Genomic DNA, 22,415 nt, shown 5'->3' with positions numbered 1-22,415 from the left:
AATATAAAATGAAAAAATATAGTATCATAATATTATTAAATTTGATTTTTTCAGTACATCTTATTGGCCAAAATATTGCAATTGAAGGACGTGTGGTATCCGCTATTGACAATGACCCGCTTCCTGGTGTAAATATTTTGATCAAAGGGGTAGCAGGACAGGGAACAGTAAGTAATATCGATGGAGAATATCGCATTACTGTTCCGACAGGAACAGTGTTGACATTTAGCTCCATTGGTTTTGTGACGCAGGAAGTGGTCGTAGGAAATCGACGAGTCATTAACATTATACTCGAAGAAGATATTGAAGTACTGGAGGAAGTGGTCGTCGTTGGATATGGGCAACAAAAAAAGGCCAGCGTGGTAGGAGCAATATCAAATATTGGGCAGGACGAGATAACCATGGCTGCTCCCACGAACTTAACGAGCGCAATAGCTGGCAGGGTGCCCGGCGTATTGGCCAGACTGGGAGATGGTAATTTGGGTGGTGGGGATAACCGGTACACAACCCAGGAAATGGATAATTCCAGTATTTTTATCCGGGGTAGGGCAACGCCCAATAATGCGGCACCTTTGGTGCTTGTGGACGGAATGGAGTCTGATTTCGGAAGGATAAATCCTGAAGACGTGGATCAATTCAGTGTCTTAAAAGACGCTTCTGCTACGGCAGTATACGGGGTCAGGGGCGCGAATGGTGTTATCCTGATCACCACGAAAAGAGGCGCTTTGGGAAGACCAAAAATCACCATCAACTCGCAGTTCAGAATGCACCAGCCTCTTCCTTTTCCCAGGCCATTAGGCGCGTATGACTATGCAGTCCTTTATAATGAAGCGTGGAGAAATATGGGGAACGAAACGCCATTTTATACGGAACAAGCTATTGAACACTGGCGTACAGGAGATGATCCACTTAATTATCCAGACGTGGATTGGTATGGAGAGATGGTAAAAAATCATTTCTACGAACAGCAACACAACGTGAACGTGAGAGGTGGAACTGAAACGGTTAAATACTACATTTCAGGAGAATACAATCACGCGGGTGGGCCATTCAAAGCTGGTCCAGGACTGGAAACAAGGTATGACAAATATAACTTGAGAACAAATTTTGATTTTAACATCACGAAATCCACACTATTGGGCGTGAATTTGAATGGTAGATTAGAAGATAAAATTGATGTAAATTATGGTGAATCTACCGGGCAACGCTACTACGGATCGTTTTGGTGGGCAATTTTAGCAACGCTTGGCAATGCTTCCCCTATAAAAAATCCAAACGGAACATGGGCATTTGGATTGAATGATGATTGGAATAAGATGGCAACGTTAAAAGAGGGAGGATATCGACATCGATCTACCAATACGCTGGAGGCCAATGCCACATTAAATCAGAAACTGGATTTTATCACACCGGGACTCTCATTCAGGGGGATGTATGGTGCAGTAGCGGCTTCAGGAGTTAGAAAAGTGATTAACCCTGAAAGGATTCCTGCTTTATATTCTTATAACCCGGAGACAGATAAATATACATTGCGAAGGGCAGAAGCATTCAAGACCAATGCAATGAGTAACTTGCCATACACGAGAAGGACAAGCTTTGAAGCTGCATTGAATTATGAAAAAAAGATAACTGAAGCCCACCAACTCACCGCCATGGGCACTTACATCCAATCTCAGAGTGAATCTGATGCCGTACTTCCTGTTTCATACAGGGGGGTATCGGGAAGGTTAACCTATGGCTACAAATCAAAGTACCTCGCTGAATTTAATGTGGGATATAACGGCTCGGACCAATTTTCAAAAGGGAACCGTTATGCGTTATTGCCAGCATTCTCTTTGGGTTGGGTGATATCAGAGGAAAATTGGGTTAAAAATAATCTGGCGTTTATAAGTTTTTTGAAGTTAAGAGGTTCTTATGGTACGGCCGGTAATGATAAAATTGGAGGCTACAGGTATCTGTACAAGTACGAATTCAACAAGGTTAGTAATGCGGGTTGGACCGATTATTGGCACGAGGTCTACAATTTCGGGGAAACCCCAATCGCACAGAGTGGAATTGAGGAAGGAGCTTTAGGCAACGAAAATGTAACATGGGAAATAGCTAAAAAAACGAATGTTGGTGTCGACCTGTTTTTGTTTAACAATAAAGTGAATTTTGTTGGCGATGTATTTCAAGAGAAAAGAAGTAACATTTTAGTCCGCAGAGCTGATGTGCCAACGCATACGGGACTTGTTTCCTCCAAATTGCCCGCCCAAAATATCGGAAGGGTGACAAACAAAGGGATAGAGTTGTCTCTCTCTTATACTGAGAAAATCAGGGACTTTGGTTTTACCATTGGAGGCAATTACACGTTCGCGCGGAGTAATGTGGATTACATAGCAGAAGCTCAGAGAGAATACGCATACCAGATGCAAAAGGATCACCCTATCGGTCAAGAATTTGGTTACGTTTGGACGGGGAAATTTTATGATTACGTTGATTTGGAAAACCCCGATGTCCCTAAACCATCAGGAACAATTTATGCAGGGGATTTGATGTTTAAAGATTTGAATGAAGACGGGGTGATCGATGATCGGGATGTGGCCGCGATTGGCCACCCGACTATTCCGGAAATCATTTATGGATTTAATCTCTCATTTTCGTATATGAATTTCTATCTCGACACTTTCTGGCAGGGTGCCTCTAATGTAAGTTCACGCTATAGTTCGGAGTTAAGATATGAGTTTGCCCCAAACGTTCTCCCATTTCACATGGACCGTTGGGTTTATGATCCCGAGAGAGGTTTGGATACCCGTGCTACTGCGAAGTACCCATCACTCATATTGGGAGCATCAACCCAGACAAAAGCGATTTCGTCGTTCCAATTGCTTAATAGTGAGTATTTAAGATTAAAAACCGCGGAAATAGGGTATATCGTACCCAAAAATATTACTCAAAAATGGGGTGTATCCGATTTGAAAGTTTTTATCAACGGATCTAACTTATTAACGTTTGATCGTATAAAATACTTGGATCCAGAATACTCGTCGGGAACCCGGGGCAATTATTATCCTCAGACAAAATTTTACGCGTTGGGTCTTAATATCACATTCTAAAACTGATTATTATGAAATATATATTCTTATTATTATCTTTCGTCTTCTCTGTTTTCATTTCTTGCACAGATGTGGGAGACTTGCTGGATCCTGAATCAACATCAAGCCTCACGGAAGAAGAGGTCTTTAAAAACGCTGAAAACAGCATGCTCTTTCTGAACGACATTTACGGACAACTACTGCCCGTGATTCCCCAGACAGGGAACAAGGGGATGAGATGGCGCGGGAGCGATGCTTTGCTGGAAATAGCCACAGACAATGGAACTACAAATTTAACGACTACCGGGGCGTTGCACACATTTAATTCAGGAGGTTGGAATCCCAGCACAAACACATTCTCACATGCCGATTGGGCACAATCATGGGAAGCCATTCGTTCCAGTGATTTATTCTTATCGCATATCGATGATGTTCCCGATGATCCCGAATTTAACTTCGATGCTTCTGTACGTGCGATACGAAAGGGTGAGGCAATATTTCTCAAAGCGTTTCATTATTCTGAACTTCTCAAACAATTCGGTGGGCTGCCTATTGTGGAAGGGGTATTTGACATAACCGATGAAATGACTACCCCGAGAAGCACGTTCGACGAAACCGTGGACTTTATACTCAAATTATGCGATGACGCTGCCAATGTATTGCCTTTAGAACATCCCGCCTATGATTATGGCAGGGTGACCAAAGGAGCCGCGCTCGCCCTCAAGTCGAGGATTTTATTATATGCCGCAAGTCCCTTGTGGAATAATCCCAACAAACCAGAAGACTCTCCCTTCAGAGGCAAATATGATGTCGGAAAATGGGAAACTGCGGCCAGAGCGGCAAAAGTTGTAATGGATCTGAATCATTATAGCTTACATGACAATATTTCGGATTTATTTATTACAAGGATGAATCCCGAGTTAATTTTCATTCATGTTAATCAACCCTGTGCTTATATGACTTCAATCAGCGTCCCAAATAAACTATATCCTGCCGGGGCATATGGGAAAAGCGGCTGTAACCAGGTTACTTATAACATGATAAAAGAATATGAAATTATCAATAACGGTAAAGCATACGCTATCGATGACCCGGAGTCAGGGTATAACCCCAACGATCCATACAAGCACAGGGACCCCCGTTTCTACAGAGATTGCATGTTTAATGGATATCGTTTTCTGGGTAAAGTCGCACAGTTTGGGGAGGCAGAACCCGGAGCCGTAACTCCGGCCCATAATCCTTCAGAAATAAGCCCCTACTATTCACATGTTTATAGTATAAAATTTGCAGATTTGGATCTCAATATTAACTGGGACGCACGTAGCCCTGCTGGTGGTGGAACACATCAAAACTATCCGTATATCCGGTATGCTGAGATTTTATTAAATTATGCGGAAGCCATGAACGAGGCTTTTGGGCCGGAAGTAGATGGTTTGGGAAATGGCAGAACAGCTTTGTGGGCTGTTAATCAAGTCAGGACACGGGCACAATACCCGGATAGGGCTGAATACATGGGATTAGAAGGAGGGATGCCTCCTATTGATCCCGGTCTATCAAAAGAGGTGATGAGGGAAAAAATAAGGCACGAAAGACGGGTTGAGTTCTCTTTCGAGGAACATCGATTCTGGGATATTCGGAGGTGGAAGATCGATCCAAACACATTGACAAACATCCAGGCACAGGTTCCTGTTTGGCAAGCCAACGGAAGCGTTCGCTATGAGATCAGAACAATTGAAACACGTTATTTCCATACCAGAATGTATAGAATGCCAATCCCTCAGCATCAACTTTACACGAACCCTAACTTGATACAAAATCCGGGTTATGCAATGAGCCCGGAAACTGAAGAATAATGAATTGCGTGTTTACAAAAAACATCATGAAGAAGAGTAAAAGTATTGTTTATTGAAATTATTAAAGAAATCATCAATGGATGCTAAATTTTTGATTATGAAAAAATTAGTAAATATTCTTGTACTTTTGGGTCTCTTTGTAATATGGAGTTGCAAGGATGATATACCAACCTTAATAGGTGAAAGTTACGTCCTCGAAGCGACACCTGCTTCCCATACTTTTCCATCAGAGGGAGGTGAAATTGAGCTTAATATCAAAGCTACAAAGAAAACCCAAACCATTTTGGATGGAAAAGTGAATCTGGAAGAAGAAGATGCTTTATATACCGTTGCGGTCGAAGGAGATGGATTCAAGATCCAGGATAATAAAATTGTGGCTGAAAATAGTAATGAGATTTTACTCCGCACAGGAACAGCAACGGTGACCATAGAAGGCACTGACATACAAGAAAAGATTATACTGACCCAGATTGGAATTGGAAATATATCAACAACCTATACATTGGAAGTGTCTCCTGAAACTTATGCGTTTCCAGCTACTGGAGGGACTGCAACTTTAACTATAACAGCAACTAGAATAATCACAACTACTGTGAGAGGAGAAGTGGTTGATGTTTCTGAAAGTGACGCTGCTTATACTGTATCAGTTGATAACTCTGATTTTACCATTATCGGCAATTCCATTACAGCGGTACGAAATATTAAAGGAGAACCTCTGACTGGTACAGTGACAGTGACCTTGAACGACGATCCTTTATCCAAAACGATTGAGATCAAGCAAGACGTGGGATATTCTCCAAATTCATATACTATTGATGGCACAAGTTTGACATTGTGGAAAGGTCGTGAAACAGTAATTGACTTATCTTCAGATCCTGAATTCGAGCATGTTACCACTATTCCCAATAATGCTTTTAATGGAACGGATGTAGAAGTCTTAACTATTTCCAAGAATGTAACTACGATAGGAGACAGGGCTTTCATGACTGCAAACTCATTAATTGAATTTAAGGTAAGCGAAGATAATGATTTTTTTGAGACAATCGGAGGTGTTTTATTCAGACGTGCAGGCACTGCAAAAACATTATGGAAATTTCCGAGAGGGCGTGATGGAACAGATTACATTGTACCCGAAGGAACCACACGAATTGGTCAATATGCTTTTGAGTACAATCGCTTAATTTCAATTGAGTTTCCGGAAGGAGTTGAATATGTGGATTATCGGTGCTTCTATCTTTGTTCAAGTTTAAAATCGATAACACTCCCGTCCACCATTCGAAGCATTGGAAATCAGGCGTTTACTGGAGCAAGCGCGTTTACCGATTTTCATGTCAAAAGCAACACCCCTCCTCCAATAGGTGGTACGGCCTTTGCGACCAGCAACATAGCCAATGCCACTCTGTATGTGCCAATAGGCGCACGCGAAAATTATCTCGCCCATACAGTATGGAGCCAGTTCAAGGAAATAGTAGAAGAATAGCGATATCAGTGAATAATGAGCCATCAGGCAGTTTTTGTTATTTCTTTCGTCTAATTATAGACGAAAGAAATAACATTTTTAAGACAAAGAGATTTTATGAATAGGTTTATCTTGATATTTATCCCCATCATATTTTTCGTTTCATGTAGTGACGAACCAATTGTGAATGTGCTGATTAGTTACTCCATTGAGGTATCTCCTCAAACTTACAATTTTAATAGCTCTGGGGGAGAATTCACTTTTGATGTCATCTCAAAAAAAATTACAACTGTAACGGTTGATGGAGATATAACCGACCGCGTTTCTGAAGATATACCTTATGATGTGACTGTTTCGGGTGAAGGTTTTTCAATTGATAAAAACACAAACACCGTTACTGCTTCGGCAAACAATACGTATAATGCAAGGACGGGAGTGCTATTGGTAAAAATCACAGAATCAGATTACAATGTTAAAGTGAATCTGACTCAGGATAAAAAAATTGACCCTGTAGTACCTTTACCGGGAAATAAAAAAAACTATACAGTGGTTTTTGGGCGATTTGCTATTTCCGGTAGAATTTGGGCACAATTATCCAACATTGAATTTAATCCTGTCACAGGCACCTTTCATGAAGAATCCTGGTATTGGGATACCAATTTGAGAAAAGGAAAAACAGCCTTCCATACCTATAACGGGACAGTGGGAGGAGCCAACGGGACGATTTACTTATTTACACCTACCGGATGGATAAATCCACAAGGACAATCAGGACTCAAAGAAGGAAGATACTTTTATGACGCACAAACAGGTGATTTAGAAATAACCTATTCAGATAATAGGCGTATTAACTGGGTTGTGGAAAGCCTTGATGAATATGGGGGACTTGCGCAAATTGAATTTAAAAACAGTACTTATGACATTACGCATGGCAGAGGCTATGGAAGCAACGCAGATTGGAATGTGTACAAAAAATTAAATGAAATCCCCAGAATTAGCTATAAAGGTTATTCAGTGCTTGCCCGGGGCAAACCTGATGATTTTAGAAACTGGTTTTTAACCAGAGTAAACTTGAAGGAGTATCATTTCTCGGAAGATGCGAAGTCACTTCGTTACCAGCAATTAGAATCAAGCATCCCTGGAATTGATGAGACAGGTATCGTTTATCACTATTCATCTTATGATAACAGCAGGGCTATGATTTTAAATCATTTTAACGGAGTTTTGGCGGGAAGTGCCTTTCCCTCCTATAATAGGAATCTGCATCCATATGCGGTACAACAGGTTATCAATGACGGCAATGAATTAGTTGGTTTTGTAATGGTTGAGCAGCAAAACCCTCCGGAGGCAATGTACGACGGTAATTATCAATACCAAATAAGATGTGTGTTAAAAGAGAATTAATCAGCCGGATTACAGATGCTAAAGTTGGATCTATGCAAAATTGACAAATAAGTATGGATACATTAAATGTATTTGAGATAATTAAGACCTGTCCTTTTTTATAAATAATGAACATTTACTTAGATAGAGAATTTCGACATGCCAAACAGACGAATATTTTTAAAAAAACTAGCAAGTGGTGCTTTAATGATAAATAGCATCCCTGCATTACTATTCTCAAAAAGTAATCCTGCAAGACAAATCAGAAGTAATTTATCGCCAAATTCTTTCATAAATATCGCTTTAATCGGCAAAGGGAAAATGGGAACTTCTGATGTTCGTACCGCCTTATCTGTTGGAGGTGTGAAACTAACAGGAGTTTGCGACCTTTACGACCGACGATTGCAAGATGCTCAAAAACAATGGGGAAATGACATTTTTATTACCAAGGAGTATAAAGAAGTTCTTTCCCGGAAAGATGTAGATGCGGTCATCATAGCCACCCCTGACCATTGGCATCAACCTATAGCCATTGAGGCGATGAATGCGGGCAAGCATGTGTATTGTGAGAAACCGGTTATTCACAAGCTGGAAGAAGGAGAGGCCTTGATCAAGGCCCAGAGAGAAAATGGAACATTATTTCAGGTTGGTTCTCAAGGAATGTCTTCGTTGGGAAATAGGGCCGCTCGTCTATTGATAGGAGCTGGGGTAATTGGACGGGTGAATTTTATTGATGGACAATTCACGGCTCCTCCACGTGTTTTACAACCCTTTATCCCTCCCCACGATACGTCGGAGAAAACCATCTGGTGGGAACGATTTCTAGGGAACGCACCCAAACGGCCTTTTGATCCCCAACGTTTTTTTTCTTGGCGTAGCTGGCGTGATTACGGGACAGGTATTGCAGGAGATTTATTTGTACATGTATTGGCCAGCATTCATTATATAATGGATGCAATAGGACCGGAAAAAATATACACAACTGGCGGAATACGGTACTATACCAATGGATTACGTGACACGCCGGATATCATGCTGGGATATTTTGATTATCCCGACAGAAACAACCTAGGTGAGTTTACGGTACAATTAGGAGCGAACTATATAGACGGGATTTCCAACAAATGGGGCAGTACGGATTTTAAAATTATTGGCTCAAAAGGGTCATTGGATGTAGGATGGGATAAAGTCACGTTAAAGACGACCTACGACTTACATTTAAAAGATATTGAGGTATTGGATCAATTAAGACAGGGAATGAATATTCCTGAGAAAGCATCTCCCCGGGAGTATGTTTTTCGTGCTGAAAAAGGATATAAAGGAGGACATTATGACCATCATTTTAGTTTTATTAATGGAATAAAAAATAATACCCCGATAGCCGGTGATGCTCTTTTTGCCGTTCGCTCATCCGCACCCGTCTTGTTAAGTTATGAAAGCTATCTCACAAATCAGGCAATTCAATGGAATGCCAAAAAATTACAAATAATAAAATGAAACAGATTTTTTTTATTTTCACTTTTTCTCTTATTCTCTCGCTCTGCACATCCTGCCATTCTCAGAAAGATTTGACTACACGGGAAAGTCCTGCCAAAAAAAACGTTTTTCGACTATCGCCAAAGGAGCGAAGGCAAGGTTTCAAAATTCTTTTCGATGGAACCTCCATGGATCAATGGATAGACAACACAAACCAATACGTTGTCGAAAACGGATGTATTGTAATGCAACCTAAAATTCGTTCTGGAGGGAATTTGTATACCAAAGAAGAGTACGATAATTTTATTTTTCGTTTTGAATTCATGCTTACACCCGGAGCGAATAACGGACTTGGGGTAAGGCACAAAATTGTGCATACTCCTCGGGGATTTGATGGCGTAGAATTACAGATATTGGATGACTATGACCCCAAATATAAAGATTTGGAACCTTACCAATTCCATGGCTCTCTTTACCATTGGGCACCGGCAAAAAGAGGGCACCTGAAACCTGCCGGGGAGTGGAATTATCAAGAGGTTATGATGAATAAAAACCATCTGCACGTACTTTTAAATGGTACCCTTATTTTGAAAGTTGATATCGATGAATTGATAAAAAATGCCTCCGCTGATAAAGACACATCAAAACTATTGTATAAAAAAGGGCATATCGCTTTCTTAGGACATGGAGATATCATTAAGTTTCGAAATATAAGAATTAAAGAATTATAGAAGACTATTTATGCCGAAAAACCTGTGAAAGTCCCCGATACCAACAGGGGAGATTGGCGGAAGATGACAGGCAATTTTATTGTGTAAGTAATATAAGTTGACAGATGTTTATGTGTAAAAAGATACTCATATCGGGGTTTATTTTATTGTTGACAGGAGTACATCTCCTTCCCGGAAAAAATAATGATTCTGTACTGGATAGCCTGCAAGCGGTGATGGGGCCATTACCATGCCTCGTGAACCTGCCTCCAATGAATATTCAGTATAAAGACAGCACGCAAACAAAGGATTATACCCGTTATACCATCAGTTTTACCGTTGCTGAAAATGAAGATCTTCCCGCTTATCTATACTTGCCCGCATGCAAAAGTCCGGAAAGGTATCCAGCGATGCTTGTATTGCATTCGACGGGAGATTTGGGTAAGGGAATAGTAGATGGACAGGGGAATTTACCAAATAGGGCGATTGCAAAAGAGTTGGCCGAAAGAGGGTATGTCGTCATTGCACCCGACTATCCAGGTTTTGGCGATCTGAAAAATTACGATTTCGAGCACGACCGTTATGAATCGGGAACAATGAAGGGGATAGTGAATCATATCCGTTGTGTGGACTTATTGCAAGACCTTGATCAGGTCGATACCGGTCGGATAGGTGTCATCGGGCATTCTTTAGGAGGGCATAATGCCCTATTCGTTGCCGCTTTTGACTCCCGCTTAAAAGTGGTTGTATCCAGTTGTGGGTGGACACAATTTGAATACTATGATATCGGTCTATCTTCAGAAAGATTCGGAGGAAGATTAGGACCTTGGGCACAAGACAAATATATGCCCCTTTTCAGAACAAAATACCAGTTGAATCAAAACAAAATCCCTTTCAATTTTCATGAAATAATCGAATCGATAGCACCTCGTCTTTTTATTTCAAATTCGCCTTTACATGATAAGAATTTTGACGTGGAGGGGGTGAGAATAGGTATCCGGAAAGCTTCCATCGCGTATGAATTACTCGGAGTAAAAAAAAACCTAAAGGTGTTTTATCCCAATGCAGGTCATGACTTTCCTCAAGAGGTAAGAACTAGTATCTATCAATTAATCGACAAAGAGTTCAATAATCGGTTTTAAAACAATTTGAATAAAATGACAAATCGTAGAGAATTCATTAAACAGGTAGCCGTTGCCGGAGTGGCAACAGCAATACCTGGGCAGATTTTTTCCAAAAAGGAGACAAAAAACAACAATAATAATGAGTTGATATGGGCCAATCTCCTCCACTTGAGCTATAATATGTGGGAAGATCATGCTCCCTTACCCTACCAGGATACTGTTTTTACCGGAGATAATTGTCAGGAAGCATATCTTTGGGCTCATAAATATCACCCTAACCTCACTTTTGACAAAAATGTTTGGGATCAGCTCTTAGTCAAAATGGCTGGTGCCGGAATGAATATGTTGATTATTGACCTCGGAGACGGAGTGAAGTACGATAGCCATCCGGAGATCGCCGTGGAATACGCTTGGTCTCCCTCAGAATTAAAAAGAGAGTTGAAAAAGATCCGAGAGATGGGGTTGGAACCTATTCCCAAACTGAATTTCTCGACTGGTCATAAAGCTTGGTTAGGTCCCTATCAAAGGATGATTTCTTCGGAGAAATATTATACCACATGCAAAAACTTAATTGAAGAAGTGTGCGGCCTGTTTGATTCTCCCCGTTTTTTTCATTTAGGTATGGACGAAGAGACCGCAGGGCACCAAAGGAATCATCAGAACGTTGTTGTTCGCCAAGGTGAACTGTGGTGGCATGATTTTTATTACTTGGTGGATTTGGTAGAAAAACAGAATGCAAGGTCATGGATTTGGTCTGATTACGCGTGGGATCATCCGAACCTTTTTTTTGAAAAAATGCCGAAATCTGTTCTGCAAAGTAATTGGTATTATGCATCTCAATTTGAGAATTTTGACAATCCTCTGCATGAAAAATATGTTAGATTGTACGACCAATTAGAAGCCCATGGCTATGATCAAATTCCAACTGGGAGCAACCATTCAAATAGTGTCAATTTTGAGAAAACAGTCGAGTACTGCTCGAAGATAATCAGTCCCGACAGGCTCAAGGGTTTTATGCAAACAACCTGGAGACCCACATTGGCTCCCTGTTTTGAAAGACATTCTGAGGCGATTGAGCGAGCGAGAATAATGATACAACCTTAATATCCCAGTCAAAATGAAGAAGAAAATAATTTATGTGATAATTAACTGCTTAATATTTCATTTAGTGACGCAGGCACAACCTAAAAGAGTGATTTTGTTCGGGATCGACGGACTTCACTGGGAAGCTCCTCAAAAGTTAGGTATGCCGACTTTTAACAGCCTTATCCCACAAGGAACCTATATCCAACAATCCTATGTAATTATTCCGCACCATCCTACGGTTGGGGATTATAGCAAGTTTAACAGCTGTTCATTTCCAAATCCGGTTTTACATGAAGGAACGCTCTTTTTGTCTCCAGAAAATAAAATGTTGCAGGAATATTTTTCACCTCAACGGCAGACCGCCTTTGTTGTCAATACAACAGCCTACAAGTCTGTGGGAAGAGGTTTTTCTACGCTCGTAATGGATGATACATTCACCGATGCGGAAGTGGTTGACTGTGCCATAAACATATTGAAAACCCAGGATCCCGTGTTTATGCGCGTACACCTCCAGAGACCAGGGCAAAGAGGATACGACATCTCCCAAAGCACGGCAGACAAACCTTATTACAGAAATATCTTCGCTGCAAATTCTTCTTATGCGGAGGCTATAGGAAATGCCGATAAGCAGTTAGAACGTTTTGTTTCATTTCTCAAAGACGCAGGAATGTGGGAAGAGACAATTCTGATTGTGACTTCAGATCACGGACAAAGCAATATTGGATGGCATCCCTTATTGGACGAAGACAGTTGGAAGACTCCGCTATTGTTTGTCGGTAACGGAATCGCCAAAGGAAGGACATTGACCTATTTTGATCATCTTGACCTGGCACCCACCATCGCAGGTTTGTTGGGTCAGAAATGGTCCGTATCGGACAGGGGAGCAGGTGCCTTTGTGCAGGAGATATTGAAAGAAACAAGTGTTTCCAACTTTAACCCTGCCAGATATATACAAACGATAAACGAGCAAATCAAGGAGTATGACCTGTTAAAGGCAAGGTTCGTCTTGTTATCGGAGCAAGACCCCCAATTTGGTAATTTTGTGGCGTTACTGGAGAATCAGACATTTATAGAACCATTTTACCACCAAGATCGGATCTTGGATTGGCATAAAGCCGGTACAGTAAAACAGCTGATAGAGGCGAATAAGAAGGTACTGACAATTATGCGAAGTAAACTAACCGAAAGTAAATTAGTTCCTATGTTTAAACTTGGAAAAGACGGATAGGTAGTCCAGTAAAAAAGCTATATCATTTTAGTTAACTTTGTTTTTGAGAGATAACAATCTTAACTTAAACAATATAGCTTATGAATACAAGGCAAAGTAACAAATTAGATTTCAAAGGACAAAATATTTATATAGGAATTGATGTCCATTTGAAGAGTTGGTCGGTATCGATATTGTCGGAACATTCGGTTCTGAAGAGGTTCAGTCAATCTCCAAGTCCGGAATCGCTGCACAAGTTTTTGACAACCCATTATCCGGGAGCGGATTATCATTCGGTTTATGAAGCGGGATTCAGCGGGTTCTGGATACATGAGAAGTTAGTAACATTGGGGATCAACAATATCGTAGTCAATCCGGCGGATGTGCCGACCATGAGTAAGGAGAAATTGCGCAAGACCGACGCGGTTGATTGCGGGAAACTGGCCAGGGAGTTACGGTCGGGGACATTAAAAGGTATTTATGTGCCGGATATAGCCACCCTGGAAATGCGTTCTTTGATAAGGTTGAGAAACAGGATCGTAAAAGACACCACGAGGGAGAAGAACCGGATAAAGTCATTTTTACGCTTCCACGGGATAGATATCCCGGAGGAATTCACACGTTATCCGGTGGGTAACTGGTCAAAGCGGTTTCTGGCATGGCTACGCGAAGTACTCCTTTCTACCGAATATGGAAAGGAAGCACTGGGGATACATATTGAGCAGTTTGTACGCCTGCGGGGCATACTCCTGGGGCAAACACGCCTGCTGCGTGCGTTATCCCGCAGTGATGCACTCAAGGAGCCAATACGTCTGCTGACTTCGGTCCCGGGAATAGGGATAACCACCGCCATGTCGTTGGCGGTCGAGATAGACGATATCGGGCGGTTTTGCAATGCCGATGCGCTGGCCTCCTACATCGGTCTGATACCGATGTGTCATTCCAGCGGGGAAAGTCAGGCAAACGGTAACATCACGGTTCGCAAGCACGCCATGTTGCGCTGTTATATAATCGAGGCTGCCTGGATAGCCATAAGGAAAGACCCGGCAATGACGATGGCTTACCAAGGGTACCGTAAACGGATGAACGCTCAGAAGGCCATCGTCAAGATTGCCCGTAAACTGGTGAACAGGATATTTTTCGTACTCAAACATGGACAGGAATATGTGCCTTGTGTTGTCAATTAACATACAATCCTACAGTGTAAGCAATTTTTCCACGGGGGAAACACTATCATGATGTTGCAGCTTTGAAGTCTGCTTAAATTAGTATGTGACCCCCGCCTATCGTAAACTGATACAGGAATTTGCAGCTCCCGCCCACAAGGCCGGACAGTCTGCTGTGGAAAGATTGTTTACCGTAGGATGTAGGATCGGGTTTTCTTAGCCATATGGACAGTATCAGTAATACAAAAAAAGGGAGGTAGAAACTCCTCCCCCAGTAGCATTACTGCGTACCGTCAGGGTGCTTATTGCTGACAGGTTGCTCCCCGGCAGAGCCTGTTTCCTCTTAACACCCTGACACAAAGATAAAATTTAAAAGTTAATTAAAATGAATTGTCCAATTTTATTTGGATTTTAAATGGAAAAATTTTATGAAATGACTGGCACGGACTTTTCGGAGTAATTTTATATTTGATAAAAAAGTAAGGATAAATAATATGACAATCAGGAACCATCTGCTTGTAAAAGTATTACTGCTACAAGTTTTGTATATGAGTTTTATAGGCTGTAAAGAAGATATTCCAGATATCCAAGCAACTGAAGGAGAGACAAAGGTCAACTTTGAATTAACAATTACACCAGAATTCATTGTTTTTCCAAGTAAGGGCGGAGTTGATTTTTTTTCAGTAAAGGCAATCAAAACCACTACCGTACTGGTTAATGGCGAAATTGTACGATCGCGACAAGAGAATACTCCCTACGCTATTACACTCTCCGGAGAGGGGTTTTCTGTCAAAGGAAACATCATCACGGCTACTCCCAATCAAAACCAATTGAGAAAGGGTATGATAAGCATATCGTTGAATAATTCACCTTCGGTTGTAGATACAATTTATCTTACACAAGGAGGTGGCCCGAGTTTTTTAACTAGCTCTTACGTTCTGGAAGGTAAGGTATTAATGAAATGGACTGGTCAGGAAAAGAGTATTGACTTATCGGCTGATCCCGTTTTCGAGGATATAACTGAAATCGCTCCGAATTCATTTAATACTGCGGGAGTTACCTCTCTCACTATACCTGACAATGTTACTGTAATATCTGACTTGGCTTTCTCAACTGCCGAAAACCTGGAGGAATTTAAGGTTAGCCCTAGAAATACAACTTTCTTTGTAATCGATGGTGTTTTGTTTAAGCATACAGCTGAAGAATCAAATGGAGATCCCGGGAAGACCTTATGGCGATTCCCACGCGCAAAGGATCCCACAGGCTATGAAATCCCGATTGGAACAACCCGGCTTGGACAGTACTCTTTTGCTTGGGTTCCAATCACTGCGCTTGATATTCCGGAAGGTGTCCTAGATATTCAATACCGCTCGTTTGTTAATGCAATTAATTTGGGTTCTATCACGCTTCCTTCCTCTTTGCTAACTATTGGTAATCAGGCATTTTCGAACACTCCGGGCTTAGTTGATTATTTTCTGAAAGGAGCTACCCCGCCAAATGTCGGAGGAAGATCTTTTGATGAGACGCTTATTAAAGACGCCACTTTACATGTGACAACCGACGGATTAAACAACTACCAGAATAAAACGCCATGGAGTCTGTTTAAACAAATTGTTGGATACCGGCCTTAGTTATTCAATCAGATAGTTTGTAAATTGTCGGTTTATTTTGTATCCTATTATTGCTTAAGAAAACTTATCAGGGATTATTTTTCTAAACATTCATTGCTTATGTATTGTAAATATTTGTTCCTTTTCTGTCTTATCGCTTTTTCTATTGCTTGCAGCGAGAATATACTTGAAAAAGAAGAAAAATTTGAAAGTTATATGTTAACCGTATCTCCTTCTTATTGTGCATTTCCGCCCAGTGGGGGAGAAATAGCTTTCAAAGTTGATGCTAAAAAAATAACTTCAATCACTGTTGACAATGTGTTGGTGAGCAGAACAGAGGAAGATACTCCGTATACGGTTGAGATTGACGGAGAAGGTTTTTCATTTGAAAATTCTATTGTCCATGCAACGCCGAACCAATCTTCCACAATACGTGCGGGGCTTCTTACCGTAAAATTGACTAAATCAATGGAAGAAGTTCAAGTTAATCTTTTTCAGAATGTAGCCCAGGAAACAAGCTCTTTTCCGTTACCTGGGGGGAAAAAGAATTATACCGTGGTGTATGCCCACCTGACATTAACTGATTCTACGTGGGCACAACTTTCTAATATAGAGTTTTGTGAAAAAACCGGAACATTTAAGGAAGTGTATTGGTATTGGAGCACAAGTCTTAGAAAAGGGAAGACGTATCTTCATACTTATACTTGTACGGTAGACGGTAAAACGGGGCCTGTTAGCATATATTCTCCAACAGGATGGGTAGCACCTTCAGGACATTCTAAGAGTTCAGAAGGGGTATATTTGTATAATGAAAAAACCGGTGTACTGGAAATGATTTATAATAAGGGTAAGCATGTTATCTGGATTGCCAATCCGGTACAAAATGCCGGAGGGCTCGCTAAAATGAGTTTTAGTTCATCCAGCTTTGACGTCACTCACGGAGTTGGATTTGGCAGTAATGCCGATTGGGGAGTCTTTAAAACCTTAGCAGAAATACCCCGGATTCAGTATTACGGAAAAGGTGTTTCCGTCATGAGTATTAAGCAAGGTTCACCAGAAAATATCCTTAGAGATTCATGGTATACACATAATATGAATTTACAAGACTACGCGTTCTCTGACGACAAGACTGTCCTTTTTTGGCATCAGCCCTTGGCCAGTTTTGAAGATCCGGATGGGCCAAGTCCACACAAAGGAGTGTTGTACCATCTGTGGGCCACCAACAATTCACGTGCAATGGTGTGGAATAACTACATGGCCCTTTTGGCCGGAGATGCCTTCCCAACATATAACAGGAATCTCCATCCACATGCGGTACAACAAATAATAAATGACAAGGGAGAGTTAAAAGGATTTGTCATTCTGGAGCAACAAAATCCTCCGGAGCAATATTATGACACCAATTATCAATATCAGATTAATTATAAATTGGATAATACTTATTAGTAAAATGAAGAATATGTAAGGTTATAGCCTAGGCAACTCAGATATTTCCCTTAAAAATAATTATCAAGGTATTGATTACTTTATTTTTTACGACGGCGTATTTCATTATTATTAATACAACTTGAAGCATTATTATTTTGAAAAATATTTAGACGTTTAAATTTGAAAAAATGAAGACTATTGTTTTATCAATCATGTTTTCTCTTACAACCAATTTAATTATAGCCCAGCCTGTAAATCATTCGAATGGAGGACGATATTTAAAAACGGTTGAATATAACGTGCTTCACCCGGGAGTGGCGGAAGAGGGAAACATGTATAATCTGGAGCATAAATCAGAAATTGACAGATTGTTTTTTGGGACTAAAAACTCCTTTGTTGAGTTTGTATTCGAGGATTCTCCCGAGGGAAGTAACGAAGCTACCACATTATTAAAAACCGACAGGATCATTCTTATGACCTGGAAGTGATACGTTTGCAAAATCTGCTTGACGCGTACTATAGAAAGTTGAAATTTGTGTTAATGGACAAGTTGTCGCCAATCTATACCTCTTTCTGGTTAACTACTGTAGTTTCTCGTGAAACAAAGGACCGGATAAAGGAACACAACAAACAAGCAGCCCATCTCAAAAAAAGTGATGAACTATATACACCTTATCGTCCTGAGCCCTTAAAAATTCAGATTAGTAGTGAATTAGCCGAGAAGATGCATGACAAAACTTCAATACTGATTGAAAATTTCAGAGGAGTAGGAATACCACTGAATAGTGCGGATGGTTTCACTGTTACATTTCGTTGTGTTAAGGATAATGAGTTGTGGACTTTATGGATTCATAACCCTATGGAGGGAAAGACGCTCCAGTTTTCCGATCTTTCTCCGGCAATTAATCAAGGATAGTTTCGCTAACAAAATGAACGAAATCAAATATTTGAAGTTATTTGATGAATTTTAGGATAAAAAAGGAAACTTAATGAATAAATCATGGAGTTAATGTTTTTCATGAAGAATGACATTTTTAAAGTTTATTTCTGGATAACATTATTTCTCCTGAGTGGGAAAACAGTTGCTCAGGATAGTTATCGGCATTACCATACATTTCCTGCATATGCTGAATTAATGTTTGAAAGATTTAATGTAATCAGTAAAATTCCCTCCAATTTTGTAGATCAAAAAAATTCTGAAATATTGAGAATAATGCCATCCGCACCTTCGGCGGCTTATGTTTATTCACCCATAGTTCAATCTAAAGACAAAGAATGCATAATTTTTCATCCCATTCATCCGGTATATATGTCCGATATAGACGTGAGAGTGAGTAAAGCGGTCCAAGCAATAAATAAGGTAATATCTACAAATACCGTAAATACCCAAAGGGCTGTGACTAATGAAAATCTATCCAGAAATAACATACTATTTGAGATAGCCACGGATTTGGGTGTTTCCAAAGATTCGTTAGATATTGACAATTATCTGACGGTAATAGCAGGACAAGAACCCACTACGTGTTCAATGCCGACACGATATTCTTCTACGATATCCCATTGCATAAACCATATAAAGAGAAATATACATATTGCAAAGGTATGATCGTAAGCAAGAGAAATCGCCCAGCCTTTCTTCTGAAGTGGTTGTTCACGGAAAAAGGAATGAGAAAAAATATATTGACTTATTCAATAAAACAATTTGGTGTGACACTATCGATTAGTTGTATCCATGAAAACCATTCCCATCCGCAATATACGGTGTGATTCAAAAGGAATAAATCATAGCGCAAGTTATGACGTCTTTTGAGGATTACATTTCGCAAATTATTATAGGAGGTAATGACAATTACATATCTTTGTTACTTTGTGGGTATCTTGCATATTGTGCTAAATAACTCATACTGTTTTTCATATTCAGCGGATTGAATGATGTACCAGGATACGTATGAAATACGACTTGGAACCTAAAATTACATTTCAGATTGGAATCAATATTGGAAGAAGGCTCTAATTTAATAATAACGACACTTCCAAAAAATACAAACCGGTAAAATATAAATTATTTTGAACTTATGAACAGACGTAAATTTATAACAAAAACGATTGGAGGAGCCAGCATACTGGCTGTATCAGGATTTAATGATCTTTATGCCTGGGGACAAACAAACACGGATAAAAAGTTACCGGCAATATTGGGTGGAGCAAAATCGCATCATGACTTATGGCCCGACTGGCCAGTTTGGAAATCACCGGCTTATGATGACAATGTATTGGAAGTTTTGCGCAGCAGGGTATGGTCGAGGGCTAAAGTTACTGCCGAATTTGAGAAAAAATGGGCGGAGCTGATCGGGACGAAAAGATGCCTTTCGGTTGTAAACGGAACCAATGCGTTGATTGCCTCTGTAGCCCAATTCGACATAGGCCCTGGTGATGAGGTTATTGTCCCACCTTATACATTTATAGCTACGATACAGGCTGTCTTGATGAACGGGGCTTTGCCTGTTTTCGTGGATATTGACCCCAAGACTTTCCAGATAGACCCCGCAAAAATTGAGGCGAAAATAACTTCAAGGACAAAAGCCATCATGCCGGTGCATATCCTGGGAATTCCCGCGGATATGACCCGGATAATGACTATCGCGAAAAAACACAACCTGATCGTAATTGAAGATGCCTGCCAGGCTCACCTGGCGGAAGTGAACGGCAAGAGAGTCGGATCCATCGGACATGCGGGATGTTTCAGTTTTCAAACCTCAAAGAATATGCCGATCGGCGAAGGAGGGGCAATTACCAGTGATGACGACTCATTTATGGATCAGTGTTTTTCCTATCATAATCTGGGTCTCCCCTATGGGACCCAGGTGGGCAGTGTAAGCGGAGGAGGAATAAGGGTGGGATCAAAAATAAGATTTACGGAGTATCAGGCTGCCATCGGACTGGTACAGATGCAAAATCTGGAAAAAGAAACAAATACCAGATGGGAGAATGCAAAATATTTATCGGAAAAAGTGAAAAGCATAGCCGGCATTTCTCCCGCCACATTGTATCCGGAAACGACAAAAGCCGTCTATCATCTATATCCATTATTATTCAATAAGGATAAATTCAAGGGAATGCCCCGGAGTTTATTCCTTGAGTCATTAAGGGCTGAAGGAATCCCCTGCTCCTCGGGATATACGCCTTTGCATACGCAACCCTTCATTCAATCGGCTTTCGAATCTAAATTGTACCAAAAGGTATATGATAAAAAAGATCTGGATTACCGGAGCTTTTTGGATAAAAATCAATGTCCGATGAATGATCGCATATGCAACGAAGAAGCCATATGGCTGACTCAGAATTTGTTGTTGGGAAATAAATCATCAATGGATAATATTGCCAATGCAATTGAAAAGATCCATGATAACGCGGATAAGATTGTCAAAAAATTCAAGAAATAACAAGACACACAACTAAAGATGAAATCAGATAATTTTCTTGTCTTCATTATCTTATTCCTTGGGGGAACACTCTTCTCTTTCGGACAAACAAAACAAGAAATTTCTAACGGCAGTGACATATGGAAGGTCGGCGTTGCCCGTAAAAATATCACCCCTTCCACATCGGTTTGGATGGCCGGCTATTCGAGCAGGACTTCTCCGTCAGAAGGGAAGCTCCATGATCTGTGGGCAAAGGCCCTTATGTTGGAAGATGCAAAAGGAAACCGGTCGCTATTGATCACGATGGATCTATTAGGTATCCCTAAGGATTTTTCAGACGATTTGAGAGAAAGAATCGGACGAGAGTATGGATTGGATAAATCACAGATCGCGCTAAGCTGCTCTCATTCCCATTCAGGGCCGGTTGTTTCGAGGGCCTTGAAATATATTTACCCGATGGAAGACTGGGACTGGTGGAAAGTGGATCAATATACCAGCCAATTGGGAAAGATGCTTTTTCAACTAGCCGGGGAATCCATCCGTAATTTAAAACCGGCAAGGATTTACACAAAAAACGGAACTGCCCGTTTCCAAGTCAACCGGCGTAATAACAGGGAAAGTCAGCTGACCTCTGTCACCAGCCTGAATGGCCCCAACGACTACGCTGTCCCCGTCATGAAAGTGGAAGGATTGGATAAAAACCTAATTGCTGTTATTTTTGGCTATGCATGTCACCCTACCACATTATCTACCAACGAATTTTCGGGTGATTATCCGGGGTTTGCCCAAATAGAATTGGAGAAAACGTATCCGGGAGCGGTAGCGATGTTTTTTCAGGGAGCGGGTGCTGATCAAAATCCGCTACCCAGAAGAACCCTTCCCCTGGCGATACAATACGGAAAGCAACTGGCAGCCTCTGTAGAAGCCGTACTATCTGACAAAATGGATCTTCAGAAAAGTGTGTTGATAAATAAATACAATGAGATCGATCTTCCGTTCGACACCCCGTTATCGATACCAGAAATGCAGGAAATAGCAAAGGGCACTGACTATCAGGCGCGATGGGCGAAAGGGATGATCGATGAATATCAAATGAAAGGGGCATTTATCAAATCATATCCCTACCCCATACAGTATTGGAAAATAGGAAATCAATCCCTTTTTATCATGGGGGGGGAAGTGTTGATCTCTTATGCGACTCAATTCAAAGAATTATACGGACAGGATATTTTTGTGATGGCTTACACCAACGATATCGTCTCTTATATCCCTTCTGCCAAGGTTATTGAAGAGGGGAGGTATGAAGGCGATACTTCGCAGCGTGTGTACGGTTTCCCTGCAAAATGGTCCACACAGATTGAACCTATCATCATCGACGGATATAAGAACTTATTGAAAAAATAATCAGCCCATTTAT

Annotated in this window: 18 protein-coding genes; 17 read left to right on the top strand and 1 reads right to left on the bottom strand. The window is 40.8% G+C overall.

Going from position 1 to position 22,415, the window contains the following annotated elements; genetic code table 11:
* Positions 1-41 precede the first annotated feature (41 nt).
* The 4 genes from AC1HCU_RS15300 (at position 42) to AC1HCU_RS15285 (ending at position 7,790) form a co-directional block, all read left to right on the top strand.
* The gene (locus AC1HCU_RS15300) at positions 42-3,095 is read left to right on the top strand and encodes a SusC/RagA family TonB-linked outer membrane protein (protein WP_480367433.1); all 3,054 of its coding nucleotides are present in this window, start codon (positions 42-44) and stop codon (positions 3,093-3,095) included.
* Between the two features lie 11 nt (positions 3,096-3,106).
* Positions 3,107-4,927: a RagB/SusD family nutrient uptake outer membrane protein gene (locus AC1HCU_RS15295; RefSeq protein WP_480367431.1), complete on the top strand. Its 1,821-nt coding sequence runs from the start codon at positions 3,107-3,109 to the stop codon at positions 4,925-4,927.
* A 76-nt stretch (positions 4,928-5,003) separates the two neighbouring features.
* Positions 5,004-6,407, top strand: coding sequence for a leucine-rich repeat protein (locus tag AC1HCU_RS15290; RefSeq protein ID WP_480367428.1), 1,404 nt, complete (start codon positions 5,004-5,006; stop codon positions 6,405-6,407).
* A gap of 96 nt (positions 6,408-6,503) precedes the next feature.
* Positions 6,504-7,790, top strand: a complete 1,287-nt coding sequence (locus AC1HCU_RS15285; protein WP_480367425.1) for a BACON domain-containing protein — start codon at positions 6,504-6,506, stop codon at positions 7,788-7,790.
* Between the two features lie 119 nt (positions 7,791-7,909).
* On the opposite strand, the gene AC1HCU_RS15280 is transcribed toward AC1HCU_RS15285, so the two are convergent.
* Positions 7,910-8,062 carry a hypothetical protein gene (locus AC1HCU_RS15280; RefSeq protein WP_480367423.1) on the bottom strand — a complete coding sequence of 51 codons (153 nt, stop codon included), beginning with the start codon at positions 8,060-8,062 and terminating at the stop codon, positions 7,910-7,912.
* Between the two features lie 28 nt (positions 8,063-8,090).
* On the opposite strand from AC1HCU_RS15280, the gene AC1HCU_RS15275 reads away from it, so the two are divergent.
* From AC1HCU_RS15275 to AC1HCU_RS15215, 13 genes are all read left to right on the top strand, one after another.
* Complete coding sequence (locus AC1HCU_RS15275; RefSeq protein WP_480367420.1) at positions 8,091-9,266, top strand: Gfo/Idh/MocA family protein; 1,176 nt, start codon at positions 8,091-8,093, stop codon at positions 9,264-9,266.
* A complete protein-coding gene (locus tag AC1HCU_RS15270; protein WP_480367417.1) occupies positions 9,263-9,976 on the top strand; it encodes a 3-keto-disaccharide hydrolase in 714 nt (237 codons plus the stop codon). The genes AC1HCU_RS15275 and AC1HCU_RS15270 overlap by 4 nt, the downstream gene beginning before the upstream one ends.
* A gap of 110 nt (positions 9,977-10,086) precedes the next feature.
* Positions 10,087-11,097, top strand: coding sequence for an alpha/beta hydrolase (locus tag AC1HCU_RS15265; protein WP_480367414.1), 1,011 nt, complete (start codon positions 10,087-10,089; stop codon positions 11,095-11,097).
* A gap of 6 nt (positions 11,098-11,103) precedes the next feature.
* Entirely contained in the window at positions 11,104-12,183 is a 1,080-nt protein-coding gene (locus AC1HCU_RS15260) for a twin-arginine translocation signal domain-containing protein (RefSeq protein ID WP_480367413.1), read from the top strand.
* A gap of 13 nt (positions 12,184-12,196) precedes the next feature.
* On the top strand, positions 12,197-13,393 hold the full coding sequence (locus AC1HCU_RS15255) for an alkaline phosphatase family protein (protein WP_480367411.1): 1,197 nt from the start codon (positions 12,197-12,199) through the stop codon (positions 13,391-13,393).
* A gap of 80 nt (positions 13,394-13,473) precedes the next feature.
* Positions 13,474-14,559 carry an IS110 family RNA-guided transposase gene (locus AC1HCU_RS15250; protein WP_480365983.1) on the top strand — a complete coding sequence of 362 codons (1,086 nt, stop codon included), beginning with the start codon at positions 13,474-13,476 and terminating at the stop codon, positions 14,557-14,559.
* Positions 14,560-15,032: 473 nt separating this feature from the next.
* Positions 15,033-16,169, top strand: coding sequence for a leucine-rich repeat domain-containing protein (locus tag AC1HCU_RS15245; protein ID WP_480367408.1), 1,137 nt, complete (start codon positions 15,033-15,035; stop codon positions 16,167-16,169).
* A 99-nt stretch (positions 16,170-16,268) separates the two neighbouring features.
* Positions 16,269-17,594, top strand: a complete 1,326-nt coding sequence (locus AC1HCU_RS15240; protein WP_480367406.1) for a hypothetical protein — start codon at positions 16,269-16,271, stop codon at positions 17,592-17,594.
* 170 nt (positions 17,595-17,764) lie between these two features.
* The gene (locus AC1HCU_RS15235) at positions 17,765-18,064 is read left to right on the top strand and encodes a hypothetical protein (protein ID WP_480367403.1); all 300 of its coding nucleotides are present in this window, start codon (positions 17,765-17,767) and stop codon (positions 18,062-18,064) included.
* A gap of 53 nt (positions 18,065-18,117) precedes the next feature.
* Positions 18,118-18,492, top strand: coding sequence for a hypothetical protein (locus tag AC1HCU_RS15230; RefSeq protein WP_480367401.1), 375 nt, complete (start codon positions 18,118-18,120; stop codon positions 18,490-18,492).
* An 84-nt stretch (positions 18,493-18,576) separates the two neighbouring features.
* The gene (locus tag AC1HCU_RS15225) at positions 18,577-19,182 is read left to right on the top strand and encodes a hypothetical protein (protein ID WP_480367398.1); all 606 of its coding nucleotides are present in this window, start codon (positions 18,577-18,579) and stop codon (positions 19,180-19,182) included.
* A gap of 469 nt (positions 19,183-19,651) precedes the next feature.
* Entirely contained in the window at positions 19,652-21,019 is a 1,368-nt protein-coding gene (locus AC1HCU_RS15220; protein WP_480367395.1) for a DegT/DnrJ/EryC1/StrS family aminotransferase, read from the top strand.
* An 18-nt stretch (positions 21,020-21,037) separates the two neighbouring features.
* Positions 21,038-22,402 (top strand): neutral/alkaline non-lysosomal ceramidase N-terminal domain-containing protein, encoded by a 1,365-nt coding sequence (locus AC1HCU_RS15215; RefSeq protein WP_480367393.1) that lies wholly within the window; start codon positions 21,038-21,040, stop codon positions 22,400-22,402.
* Positions 22,403-22,415 lie beyond the last annotated feature (13 nt).

The organism is Proteiniphilum sp. LBM24028, assembly GCF_056629195.1.
Note: the sequence above shows the minus strand (reverse complement) of the source record. Positions and strands in the feature narration are given on the sequence as shown.